This window comes from Photorhabdus noenieputensis, assembly GCF_018448935.1.
GTDB classification, from domain to species: Bacteria; Pseudomonadota; Gammaproteobacteria; order Enterobacterales; family Enterobacteriaceae; genus Photorhabdus; species Photorhabdus noenieputensis.
Genome location: NZ_RCWC01000038.1, coordinates 1 through 12,909 on the forward strand (window position 1 = coordinate 1; position 12,909 = coordinate 12,909).

Genomic DNA, 12,909 nt, shown 5'->3' on the forward strand with positions numbered 1-12,909 from the left:
AATCTGATATCTTTCTGTCTCGGTCAGTTGTGTATAGGCCATAGCGCATTCTCCTGTGGCGGGAAAGATGCCTACTATAGCAACTGACCGCCTTTCTGAAAAATTGCGCTTATTAGTCGAATCCGCCTATTATATTTAATTTTGAATTTTAACTAACGTAAAAATCAATTATATTATTCCCTGTTATTTCTTTATAATTTTCCGTTTATAAAAAAATAATCTGATGTGCTCGTACCCGACGAACCTAACACAAACATGCCTTTATGCCGTATGTTCATTACTGAAACAATAAAAGTGAATATACCCGTCATCTCTCAAATTGCCTCTTTATTGGCTGTACTCGCTCACCCCGGCCACATAGTTACCTATGCGCCCGGGGATTCACTCCCTTGCCGTCACGATGCATCTTGAAATCCATAAGGTATAAAACATGAGTAACATCACTATTTACGGTAAAAAATCTTACAGCATTAATCATGTAATAGTGGTAAAAATAACATCAATAAATTATCAAAAATGAGGTTTTTTATGTCAAATAGCATTTTACAAGCTCTCACTTTATTGAAGTCAAAAAAATGGGTTGACTTGACGCATAGCTTCGATAAAGATTCTCCACATTTTTTTATGCTTAATTCAGCAGAGTTTAAAACACTGTTTGATTACAAAGATGGCTTTTTTGTTCAGCAATTTTCTTTTCCCGGCCAATATGGAACTCATGTTGATGCTCCCTGCCACTTTGTTCCTAATGCCCGTTATGTTGATGAACTGAAATTAAAAGAATTGGTTTTACCTCTAATCGTACTTGATCAATCAGCAAGAGCAAAACAGGACCCTAACTTTTCACTTTCTAAAGAAGATATTCTTAAGTTTGAAGAAGAATATGGCATTATTGAGGCAGGTACTTTCGTTGCGCTCCGAACTGATTGGAGTAAACGCTGGCCATCTCAGGAAAAAATGGATAATAAAGATGACTCGGGCAATAACCAAATACCTGGGTGGGGAGTAGATGCCCTTAAATTTTTATTTGAGGAGCGTCATGTTAAAGCCATTGGGCATGAAACATTTGATACCGACGCCGCTAAAGATTTTAGAAAGAATAATGCTTTGTTGGGTGAAGATTATGTCTTAAAGCAAGATACTTATCAGATAGAACTTTTGGCTAATTTGGACCAAGTCCCTGTACGTGGCGCAGTCATTTTTAATATCGTGGCCAAACCTAAAAAAGCCTCTGGTTTTCCTGTTCGCTCGTTTGCCATACTTCCATAACCACCTTCCTCCTTATGCCGTATATTCACTACGGCATTATAGTCACGATCATGATTTTTCGCGGAAATGCGTTTTTTATCTTCGTAACTTGGCACAAAGCAACAGTAAAGTGGTATGTCATGTGTTGAATATGGTATAAAACCTGCCGTTTCTTCTTATGAATCATTTTGCAGAGGGTATTGTTTGCTACAATAATACCTATTCTCATTCGTCATTTAAGGTAACCAGGTGAATATTCAGGCGATTCTTTCAGAAAAAGTCAGCCAAGCGCTGATTGCAGCAGGTGCTCCAGCCGATAGCGAAGCTCACATCCGCCAATCCGCGAAAGCGCAATTTGGCGACTACCAGGCCAACGGAGTGATGGCCGCCGCGAAAAAAGTGGGCATGCCCCCCCGACAACTGGCAGAAAAAGTTGTTAACCTGCTAGATCTGCAAGGTATCGCCAGTAAAGTTGAAATCGCCGGCACCGGCTTTATTAATATTTTCCTTGATAAAGCATGGATTGCAGCGAATATCGAAACTGCCCTGAAAGATGAGAAACTGGGCGTTACTCCAACCGAATCACAAACTATTGTTGTCGATTATTCCGCGCCTAATGTAGCAAAACAGATGCACGTTGGTCATCTACGCTCCACGATTATTGGTGATGCTGCCGTCCGTACACTGGAATTCCTCGGTCATAAGGTTATTCGCGCTAACCATGTGGGTGACTGGGGAACCCAGTTTGGTATGCTGATTGCTTATCTGGAAAAAGTGCAAAATGAAAATGCCAGCGATATGGCATTATCCGATCTGGAAGCTTTCTATCGCGAAGCGAAAAAACATTACGATGAAGACGAAGAGTTTGCCATCCGCGCCCGTGGCTATGTGGTGAAGCTGCAAGGCGGTGATGAATATTGCCGTACCATGTGGCGCAAGCTAGTGGATATCACGATGGCCCAAAATCAACAAACCTATGATCGTCTGAATGTCACGCTGACTAAAGATTCTGTTATGGGTGAAAGTCTGTACAACGATCTACTGCCCGGTATTGTCGCTGATCTGAAACAGCAAGGATTAGCAGTAGAAAGCGATGGCGCAGCCGTGGTTTACCTTGATGAGTATAAAAATAAAGAAGGTGAACCGATGGGCGTTATTATCCAAAAGAAAGATGGTGGTTATCTTTACACCACAACAGATATCGCCTGTGCGAAATACCGTCATGAAACCTTGCACGCCGACCGCGTTCTTTACTACATCGACTCCCGTCAACATCAACATTTGATGCAGGCTTGGACCATCGTCCGTAAAGCTGGTTATGTGCCAGAATCCGTGTCTCTGGAACACCATATGTTCGGCATGATGTTGGGTAAAGATAGCAAACCATTTAAAACTCGCACCGGCGGCACGGTCAGATTGACCGATCTATTGGACGAAGCCATCGAACGCGCCAATACCCTTATCCGTGAAAAGAACCCGGATATGCCAGAAGATGAACTGAAAAAAGTGGTGGAAGCTGTAGGTATCGGCGCGGTGAAATATGCTGATCTCTCCAAGAGCCGCACCACAGATTACATCTTCGATTGGGATAATATGCTCGCTTTTGAAGGCAATACCGCACCTTATATGCAATATGCTTACACCCGTGTTGCCTCCATCTTCAAGCGTGCCGAAATTGATGAAAACAGCCTGACACTACCCGTTATCCTAAATGAGGAGCGTGAACAAGCGTTAGCCACCCGCTTGTTACAATTTGAAGAGACCATCACCACCGTTGCTCGTGAAGGTACACCACATGTCATGTGTGCCTACCTGTATGATCTAGCCGGTCTGTTCTCTGGCTTCTATGAACACTGTCAGATCCTTAATGCTGAAAGTGAAGAGTTGCGTCAAAGCCGCCTGAAACTGGCACTCCTGACCGCAAAAACATTGAAGCAAGGTCTGAATACTTTGGGCATTGAGACGGTAGAACGGATGTAACCGGATAATCGCTGTTTTCTGAAAATTGGCGTGATCGGGCATATATATTTTGCCTTATCACGCCGATTAAACTTTGATCTATAACACAGCAGTACGTTCCCGCTTGGCGCTCAATTCAATTCTTGCATGGATGATATTTGCAACCACTTGTGGAATATGCTGGATAAAGAAGTGATCAGAATCCACAAGGTGAATATCAATCTCGCCACAAGTATAATTTTCCCACGCCAACATATCCTCTTTTGACATCGTTTTATCCTGTTGCCCATAAATTAAAACGAGTTCTGATACACTTTGCTTTGGCAACAAGTAACGTTTCATATGGTAATTAAGCGAAAGATCATTACGAATAACAGGAAAGAACACCGCCTTAAAATCTTTATCATTGATGATCTCATCATGTGTTCCACCGTATCTTACCAATAGCTCTCTCAATTGAGTATCGGAAAAATTAAACGGATCTTCTTTAAAACTGGTAATATGTGGAGCCGCTTCCGCAGAAATAAATACGTTTGCCGGGGACTGATTCTCATCATTCAATCGATTAGCTAATTCATAAGCAAATAAGCCGCCGTTGCTGTGCCCAAATAAAGAGAATCGCTTACCATTAATCAAACGCTTCATTTCTTCATGTACTGCTTGCAAAATATTTTCCACATCTCGACTTAATGCTTCATCAAAACGGCTGCCGCCACCCGGTAATTGCAGTGCATATACTGCGATATTTTTTGCTAAGCAGTTACTCAGGCTACGAAAAACTTCTGCTGAACCACCAGCATAAGGAAAACAAAATAAGATATGTTCCGTTTTATCTGATTGAATATGACTTAATTTTTCAAACCACATAAATTACTCCCTCCCAATTAAATCTGTCAAAGTCAGACGATTAATTTATACCCGTCATCTTTCAAGTTGCCTCTTTGTTGGCGGCACTCGCTCACCCCGGTCACATCGTTACCTATGCTCCCGGGGATTCACTCCCTTACCGCCGCAATCCATCTTGAAATCCATAGGGTATATCACTCATGAATGACCGGTTGAACACTGCTCATTATTTACTTTTGAGATAATTCAATGCTCACTTCCGCATTATTTACCTGCTCAATTGAATCTAACCAATCCGTCAACTTTTCTGACATAAATACCGCTCCTCTCCCCTATTCATCGTCAAATAATAGCGCCTGTTTATTAATATTTATCTGCACCAGATCATGTTTTGCCAGATAATCAATAACTTCTCCAGCAAACATAGTAGCCAGCAAACTGCTTAGTCCCAACATTTTTTATATTATTTGTGAAAAAACACGATCTAACACACATAATTAATTTTTCATTCATGAAACGAATTCAAACAAAAATTAAATTGTAAACTTTAGCAAATTAATAGTTTCAAATCGAAGAAATATAAACATGGTAAAATAACTTGGCTAACAGATATAAATAATGAATAGATATAGCGTTAATTTTTAGGGAAAACTAAATCATTTACTATAATAACCATGAATAGTTAAATAATAAATCACAAACAATCAATATATTATTTATAAAAAATCGCCATCTGGCATTTAATTATTTAACTTAAGGTGGAAGTATATTATTTTACCGATATAACGCTTTATCCCCCCATAATATCTCATAATGTCATACAGAATTATTCAATTATGGCGTAGATAAAAACACGATTAAACTTCAATTAGCATCATTTAAACTAACTCTTGGCCGAACAGGAAATTTAGTATACCTGTCATCTTTCAAGTTGCCTCTTTGTTGGCGGCACTCGCTCACCCCGGTCACATCATTACCTATGCTCCCGGGGATTCACTCCCTTGCCGTCGCGATGCATCTTGAAATCCATAGAATATATACTTATTAGCTGATATCCCGGTAATCTCAGAAAACTCAAGCCAGTTTGATCTCATAATAATTACCGGGATATCTCAATTTATTGAAAACCTCGGTGAGCAAAATCTTTTAGCCGAAAACCCATCAGCATCAGCGCAGCAAAATAGCTGCTTGCCCCGGCGATAACCACCACCATTAATCGCAACAGACGCATAGCCATATTTCCCTGCTCCCATGCTGGCATCAACCACAAAGTAACCGCCAATACAGCAATCATTACCGCAATTGCCACCACCAGTTTAGATAAGAACACCCCCCAACCCGCTAACGGCTTAAAAATATTTTTCTTACGTAATTGCCAGTAAAGCAGACTGGCATTGAAACAAGATGCCAGACCGATAGACAAGGCCAACCCGGCATGTTTTAGTGGACCAATAAAGGCAAGATTCATTAGCTGAGTCAGAATTAAAGTAGCAATCGCAATTTTCACCGGGGTTTTAATATCTCGACGAGAATAAAAACCCGGTGCCAGCACCTTAACAATAATTAGCCCCATCAGTCCAAAACAGTAAGCAATTAATGCTTTTTGGGTCATTACTGCATCAAATGCCGTAAAATTACCGTATTGAAACAGAGAAACGATTAAAGGTTCCGCTAGCATACCTAAAGCAACAGCACAAGGCAGTGCTAACAAAAAACAGAGCCGCAGCCCCCAATCCATTAATTTGGTGTACTCCTCATGATTTCCACTGGAAAAACTTTTCGCCAGTGAAGGCAAAAGAATGGTCCCAAGCGCAACCCCCAATACACCAGAAGGCAATTCCATTAAACGGTCAGCGTAATACATCCAGGAGACAGAACCGGACACCAAAAATGAAGCGAAAATCGTATTAATAATTAATGAAATCTGGCCGACTGACACCCCAAGAAGTGCTGGCCCCATCTGCCGCATAACCCGCCATACACCGCTGTCACGGAAAGAAATACGCGGTAACACCAGCATGCCAATCTTTTTTAAATGAGGAAGCTGATATAAGAGCTGTAAAATTCCCCCTGCAACTACCGCCCAACCCAACGCCATTACCGGCGGATGACAATAAGGGGCGACAAATAACGCAAACACAATCATGCTGATATTGAGTAACGTCGGAGCGAAAGCTGGAACAGAAAATCGATTCCAAGTATTTAATATCGCACCTGCCAACGAGGCCAGCGATATCAGAAAAATATAAGGGAAGGTAATTCTCAACAGATTTGTTGTCAGAGTAAATTTATCGGCGGTATCGGTAAAACCCGGTGCAGTAACATAAATCACCCAAGGCGCACTTAAAATCCCCAACACAGTAACAATGGCCAGAATTAACGTCAGCATACCGGAAACATAAGCAATAAACGTCCGGGTCGCTTCATCACCTTGTTGGTTCTTATATTCTGCCAAAATAGGCACAAACGCCTGAGAAAAGGCACCTTCGGCAAAAATACGACGCAGTAAATTAGGCAGTTTAAATGCAACAAAAAAAGCATCCGCTGCAACACCTGCCCCAAATATGCGGGCAATAATGGCATCCCGGATAAAGCCCAAAACCCGAGAGAACATGGTCATGGAGCTAACCGCAGCCAGCGATTTCAATAAATTCATCGTATTTATCTCAAAATCATGTTAGTTGATTTCTGAACTGTCTGTACGACAGTGCAAAAATGGAAAATGAATTATACACGACTGAGATACTTGTAAGCTGTCTGTACTTTTTAGGCCGCCTATGCGAGTGCAAAAAACCACCAAATCACACCATCTTAATCCAGCTTGCTAAGCTACCTATCCAACAGTGCACAGTTAGATATTAACTTTAACCTACTGACAGTTAAAACATATATTAATAAACAATAAAAAAGCCTTTTTTAAGATAAGTAATATTTCTTTAAAATCAATAAATTATTATTTAACATAAAGTCATGTACGGACTCAAGTTATATGAATATACCCGTTATCTTTCAAATTGCGTATTTGTTGGCTGCACTCACTCACCCCGGTCACATAGTTTTGAAATCCATAGGGTATATTTATTTTCACTCACCCTTTATTTATCTATTTTTTTCAATTCAATTGCCATTATCCAGAAAATATAAAATCGAAGTTGGTATTTATCAAATAATTATGAAATAGAACTTCAACACTTATTAATCAGGCCAATCATAATAATATCTATTTTCATGATAATCAGTCAATAAATTGTTTTATCACTCATTATAATTTCAAAAATAATAAAATCTTAACTGTTATTTACCATAAGAACAGACAAAACAGAATTAAAAAGCCCTTTCAGAAAATGAGAGGGCTTATGGTCATATACTTACCAGATTGTCCAACCGGACATTTTGGCTTACCCTAACGGTGTTACCTGTTTATTAGCGTCTAATATCTTACTAGGATCTACCGCCTTATTAGGGTCTACCATCAGAATAATTGTATTTGTTACCTGATTCTGAGATGAGCCAGCATTCACTGCTTTCTCAGGTAAATGGGCATTTACTGCTTTCTGAGGTAACTGGGCATTCACTGCTTTTGGATGCAACGTATACATCCCGCCATTAAATGGATCAAATAACAGCCAACCAATTAAACCACCAAAGAAAAAATTACCTCCAATGTACCAACCATTGGCGCTCGCTTTAATTGGTAACGTTACAGATTCAGAATTCTCACTAGTAAAAGTGACCAGATAGTCTTTTTTACCGAAATAACTTCCATCAGATTTTTCTAAAATCACATCTTGGGGCGTTTTCCCTTGAGCAACAACCCTACCTAATTCATCTTTGATAGAGAATATGGCCCCTGATGGATTACTATCAACCTGAACATGCTGAGTTTTATCACCCACAATCGTAGCGCAACCGCTAGTAAACATTACAGCAGCCAAAGACAAGGCAGCAATATTATTCATGGTTAATTATTCACTTTGCTAACAAAAGCGGCGAGTATACATAAATTCACGCTTATGCACTAGAACTCATTAGCATTTATGAGCTGCCAATGAGCATCGTATTTGGCCTAGATGATGGAGCATTGAACTAGCCTTACCACAAAAAGCTGAAATAGCCACTTCAAAAAACGCACCAACCGAAGTCAGTGCGTCAAATAAGTCAACTCATTAAAGCTTACTCAGGATAAAACTCTTGTTTCTAAGCTGCCTGTACGGCAGTGAACGGGCAAATGAGCAAGCAGCATTATTGCGTGCATTTCTAAGCTGCCTGTACGGCAGTGAACCCGGCGTCGCGCTGATTTTTCAATCGGCTTTGTTTCTAAGCTGCCTGTACGGCAGTGAACGTACCTGCTGCGTATCATCCCTGACTCTTTCATTTCTAAGCTGCCTGTACGGCAGTGAACCTTATCTTTATTACGTTGTATAGCTTTTATCGTTTCTAAGCTGCCTGTACGGCAGTGAACCGGTATCGTAGCCAGGCCGCGAAAGCCGGTAATTTCTAAGCTGCCTGTACGGCAGTGAACTTCACGCGCTGACATGCGAGTATTAAACGCTATTTCTAAGCTGCCTGTACGGCAGTGAACTGTTATATATTAACGTTAACCTACTGACAGTTAAAGCATATATTTATTAAATAACGAAAAAACCCTTTTTTACAAGAGAAGTAATATTTCATTAAAAATCAATCAGTTAAAATTGACCATAAAAAAAGGGTCAAAACTAAGAAGAGTAACGTCCTAAACAATTGTCACCACATTGCTATTCAATGTTTCTATAACGAGTTCCATCCTTCTGTCACTTAGTCACACTACTTTTCACCACGGAACCAACAATCCCATCTAACAAGCGCGTCCCCAACAACATCAACTGAGTAACTATTCAGCGACATATTTGGAGCACACGCTATCAATTATAAATCGGGGTATTAGCTCAATGGCAATTCTCTCACTTATTTACCACAAAGGGCATAAGTTTATTATCTACTGTTCCTAAAGATTGCAAAAATTGAGTGATATTATTTTGTGCCGCCCTGTTAATTGATTCTCTACCTCTTATATAACCCAGCAAAGCGTAATTAAATGGTACAGTACCGTTTGACGATATATCTTCGCTATAAATTATACGACCATCGCTGCGATCAATTAATTCATACCTAGCTATTGCCTTTGTGGTCATAGATGTCCCAAAAAGAGGCATGTCAATTGCCAAAATCTTAACAGCCAGATTGACTTTCTTATTAGCATCATCTTTAAATATAGCCATTCTTCCCAGAGCTTCTTCAAGGGATGCTTTCCAGAACTGAGGAACTTCTTCCATTCCAGCCTGAATACCCCCTTTTTGTTCTTCAGGTCTTGCAAGCACAATTGTTATTGATTTTAGTTCCGCATCAATTTTATGGCCGCTGCCCCCCACATTTGGTACCGAGAAATTAAGTGGTGGAGGAGTTTGGCACCCAGAAAGAGTTACCACTAAAAGAAATATTGCAAAAAGACGCTTCATTATTAGTTTATTCCCATCCCAAAAATACGGATTATTATATCGCTAAAACTTAGTATCAATTAAGGGTGTATTATACTTACTGAACTTATCCTCGAAATCATTTCAACTCAATTACGCCGTAATCTCATTAGCCACTGAAGACAGACAACCCGATAATCAACTTTTTCCACTCCATTTGTCATCTGTCAATGCGGTTAATACGTGATCTTGCCAGACTCCATTAATCATCAGGTATTTCTTGGCATAACCTTCACGTTCAAAACCCAATCGTTCCAACAATTTCCCACTACGATGATTATCCGGCATATAATTAGCCATAATCCGATGCATCCCCTGTTGACGTTGCATATAACGGATAGCTGGTTGTAAAGCTTCGTACATCATCCCTTTTCCCTGCCACTTTTCACCAAGCGAATATCCCAAATAACAGGCATGAAAAGCCCCATGCAGAATATTACTGAAATTGGCAACACCAATAACTTCATTTTCATTTGGATCAAGTAGCAGAAAGTGAAAAGCCGCATTCTGTTTTTGCATTTCTATGATTAAATTCAATCGGTTTATCCAACCGGAAGGCTGACAATGACTTCTATCTCTGGTCGGCTCCCAAGGTTTAAGAAACTCGTGATTTTCTGCATAGTACTCAGCCAAACGATAAGCATCCCGCTCGTACACCAAACGCACCACCATTCGTTCTGTTATCAGACGAACTTTCGGTAAAGTGGAACGATAACCAAACATTATTTCTCCCTAACTATATTAATTTATCCGTTAAAAATTTAAGCTATTCATCTGTAAAAAACAGCTTCCAGTCATTACCTTACAATAAAAAAATATTATCCATAATTCACTACCCTAATTATCAAATTAAGTACAAAATATAAAGCAACCATATTGTCCTCTCTTCTTTACTACTCCAATGGTGAGCAATGTCACTGGTTTCACAAGCACGTAGCCTGGGTAAGTACTTCCTGTTATTCGATAACTTGTTGGTCGTTCTGGGTTTCTTCGTCGTATTTCCTTTAATATCAATACATTTTGTTGAGCAACTGGGTTGGGCCGCGCTGATTGTCGGTTTTGCGCTTGGTTTACGCCAATTTGTACAACAGGGTTTAGGCATTTTCGGTGGTGCAATTGCAGACCGTTTCGGCGCGAAACCGATGATCGTCACCGGCATGCTATTACGCGCCCTTGGTTTTGCTTTAATCGCCTTAGCCACCGAACCGTGGATACTGTGGTTTGCCTGCATATTATCCGCACTGGGAGGAACCTTATTTGATCCTCCCCGGACCGCACTGGTCATCAAACTAACCCGACCACACGAGCGCGGCCGTTTCTTCTCTCTGCTGTTGATGCAGGACAGCGCTGGCGCGGTTATCGGCGCACTGATTGGTAGCTGGCTGCTGCAATACGATTTCCAACTTGTCTGCTGGACAGGTGCCGGTGTTTTCGTTCTGGCAGCCATCTGGAATGCATTATTCCTCCCTGCCTACCGGATTTCCACTACCCGCACCCCGATCTGGGAAGGGATGGAGCGGGTTATTAAAGATCGCCGCTTCTTTACCTATGTATTGACGTTGACCGGTTACTTTATGCTATCTGTCCAAGTGATGTTGATGTTCCCGATTATCGTCAACGAAATCGCCGGAACACCCGCTGCGGTGAAATGGATGTACGCGATTGAAGCAGCCCTATCACTCACTTTACTGTATCCGATCGCCCGCTGGAGTGAAAAACGATTCCGGTTAGAACAGCGTCTAATGGCCGGGCTTTTCCTGATGAGCCTGAGCATGTTCCCAGTCGGTTTGATTGGTGAAATCAATACCTTGTTTGGCCTTATTTGTCTGTTCTATCTCGGTACCATCACCGCTGAACCTGCCCGTGAAACATTAAGTGCTTCACTGGCTGATCCGCGCGCGCGTGGTAGTTATATGGGATTTAGCCGTCTTGGATTGGCTCTGGGCGGCGCTTTGGGTTATACCGGCGGTGGTTGGTTATATGATACCGGTCATGCGCTGCATATGCCGCAATTACCCTGGTTCCTGCTTGGGATTATTGGCTTAATAACGCTGTACGCCCTGCACCGTCAATTCAACCAACGTAAAATTGAATCTGCCATGCTGAGTGGCAATTAATGAGGTAAAATCTGCCCTCCAAAATAAAGGAGTCGATATGAGAAAATTTTTCTTGGGGGCAGTATTGCTGCTAGCGGGGCTAATCAGTGGTTGCGATCAGTTCAAAAGTGTCAGTATCAGCGAAGAGCTAATTAATGGTTATCTGGCAAAACACGTCCATTACCAGAAACAGATTGAATTACATAGTATCGCCATCGCAGATATTGAATTAACAGAACTATCCAGCCAAATTGGCCGGGCAGAACCTGACAAAATAGCGTTAACCGGCCGTGCAAACGTAAATATTACCTCCCTGATTGGCCTGGCAAAAGCCGATATGAAACTCACCCTGAAAGCACAACCTGTTTTTGAGCAGGAAAAAGGGGCTATTTTCCTGAAAGCATTGGAAATCGTTGATTACCAAATCACACAGGAAAAAATGGAAAAACCGATTAACGCATTAGTTCCTTATCTGAATAAATCACTCAGCGCTTTCTTTGACACTCACCCGGTTTATGTATTAAAGCCGGATCACAGCAAAGCTGAAGCCGCAGCTAAAACATTAGCAGAAAGGTTAGAAGTGAAACCTGGCAAATTAGTTATTACTCTGACCGATAAATAACTTTCATCGAGATATAGCAAAAAGGCAAATAATTCGAAGTTATTTGCCTTTTTATCATGTTAAAATTAAGAATCCAGCTCTTCTCTTAACGCTTGTAACGCCTCACGAGTAATCATTGCTAATGTCCGGTAGAAACCGGTTGTGGCGTGAGCTTCCACTTTCCCCAGAAATTGCCCGCACCACGGCAGAAGATATTGATCAAACAGCTCAATCTGCCCCTGAACCTCATCTTCTGCCGCCTGATCCTCCAGCCATGAAGCACCTAATAGCAGGGAACCAAACTGATCGACTGGCCCATCTGACAATGGCATGCCTCGTTCAGTCAGAAATTGACGAATATCGTTTTCACTCTCCCCGGTATAGTCAAAACGGCGGCTTGGTACACTCGTATTATCGCCATAAAACAGTGCCATATAATCAGCTTGGATTGCCGATAGATCACAGTTTTGTTGCAGGCGATCCAACAACGCATCTTGCTCCAATGGCCATGATTGCTTCAATTTACCTTCGACAATCACCGTCAAAAGTGGTTTCAGAATCGGGTCTTGCGGTTGACGATTAAATAAAGTCCCTAAAATACGGCAGACTATTGAAAATTCATTCATCTCAGTTTCCAAACAAATAG

Annotated in this window: 10 protein-coding genes, 1 pseudogene and 1 CRISPR repeat array; of the genes and pseudogenes, 4 read left to right on the top strand and 7 right to left on the bottom strand. The window is 41.2% G+C overall.

Annotated elements, in window-relative coordinates; genetic code table 11:
• Positions 1-528: 528 nt before the first annotated feature.
• Together EAE91_RS19865 and argS are read left to right on the top strand one after the other, a co-directional pair.
• Positions 529-1,266 (top strand): cyclase family protein, encoded by a 738-nt coding sequence (locus tag EAE91_RS19865; protein WP_214089997.1) that lies wholly within the window; start codon positions 529-531, stop codon positions 1,264-1,266.
• 228 nt (positions 1,267-1,494) lie between these two features.
• Positions 1,495-3,225 carry an arginine--tRNA ligase gene (gene argS, locus EAE91_RS19870; RefSeq protein WP_214089998.1) on the top strand — a complete coding sequence of 577 codons (1,731 nt, stop codon included), beginning with the start codon at positions 1,495-1,497 and terminating at the stop codon, positions 3,223-3,225.
• Positions 3,226-3,303: 78 nt separating this feature from the next.
• Here the strand turns inward: argS and EAE91_RS19875 are convergent, their stop codons facing one another.
• From EAE91_RS19875 to rimJ, 6 genes and pseudogenes are all read right to left on the bottom strand, one after another.
• Positions 3,304-4,071 carry a thioesterase II family protein gene (locus EAE91_RS19875; RefSeq protein WP_214089999.1) on the bottom strand — a complete coding sequence of 256 codons (768 nt, stop codon included), beginning with the start codon at positions 4,069-4,071 and terminating at the stop codon, positions 3,304-3,306.
• 311 nt (positions 4,072-4,382) lie between these two features.
• Positions 4,383-4,505 (bottom strand): hypothetical protein, encoded by a 123-nt coding sequence (locus EAE91_RS24620; RefSeq protein WP_280520296.1) that lies wholly within the window; start codon positions 4,503-4,505, stop codon positions 4,383-4,385.
• 662 nt (positions 4,506-5,167) lie between these two features.
• A complete protein-coding gene (murJ, locus tag EAE91_RS19880) occupies positions 5,168-6,706 on the bottom strand; it encodes a murein biosynthesis integral membrane protein MurJ (RefSeq protein ID WP_214090000.1) in 1,539 nt (512 codons plus the stop codon).
• Positions 6,707-7,610: 904 nt separating this feature from the next.
• A pseudogene (locus EAE91_RS19885) lies at positions 7,611-8,009 on the bottom strand (hypothetical protein); the annotation flags it as partial.
• Between the two features lie 235 nt (positions 8,010-8,244).
• Positions 8,245-8,632: a CRISPR direct-repeat array (repeat unit 28 nt; unit sequence TTTCTAAGCTGCCTGTACGGCAGTGAAC).
• Between the two features lie 361 nt (positions 8,633-8,993).
• On the bottom strand, positions 8,994-9,548 hold the full coding sequence (locus EAE91_RS24360; RefSeq protein ID WP_244868955.1) for a lipoprotein: 555 nt from the start codon (positions 9,546-9,548) through the stop codon (positions 8,994-8,996).
• A 156-nt stretch (positions 9,549-9,704) separates the two neighbouring features.
• Positions 9,705-10,289 carry a ribosomal protein S5-alanine N-acetyltransferase gene (gene rimJ, locus EAE91_RS19895; RefSeq protein ID WP_214090001.1) on the bottom strand — a complete coding sequence of 195 codons (585 nt, stop codon included), beginning with the start codon at positions 10,287-10,289 and terminating at the stop codon, positions 9,705-9,707.
• Between the two features lie 188 nt (positions 10,290-10,477).
• Between rimJ and mdtH the strand changes: the two genes are divergently transcribed.
• Both mdtH and EAE91_RS19905 read left to right on the top strand, forming a co-directional pair.
• Positions 10,478-11,683 carry a multidrug efflux MFS transporter MdtH gene (gene mdtH, locus EAE91_RS19900; protein WP_214090002.1) on the top strand — a complete coding sequence of 402 codons (1,206 nt, stop codon included), beginning with the start codon at positions 10,478-10,480 and terminating at the stop codon, positions 11,681-11,683.
• Between the two features lie 37 nt (positions 11,684-11,720).
• Positions 11,721-12,284, top strand: coding sequence for a lipoprotein (locus EAE91_RS19905; protein ID WP_214090003.1), 564 nt, complete (start codon positions 11,721-11,723; stop codon positions 12,282-12,284).
• Between the two features lie 65 nt (positions 12,285-12,349).
• Here EAE91_RS19905 and EAE91_RS19910 read toward each other — a convergent pair whose 3' ends face one another.
• A complete protein-coding gene (locus EAE91_RS19910) occupies positions 12,350-12,889 on the bottom strand; it encodes a TorD/DmsD family molecular chaperone (RefSeq protein WP_214090004.1) in 540 nt (179 codons plus the stop codon).
• Between the last annotated feature and the right edge of the window lie 20 nt (positions 12,890-12,909).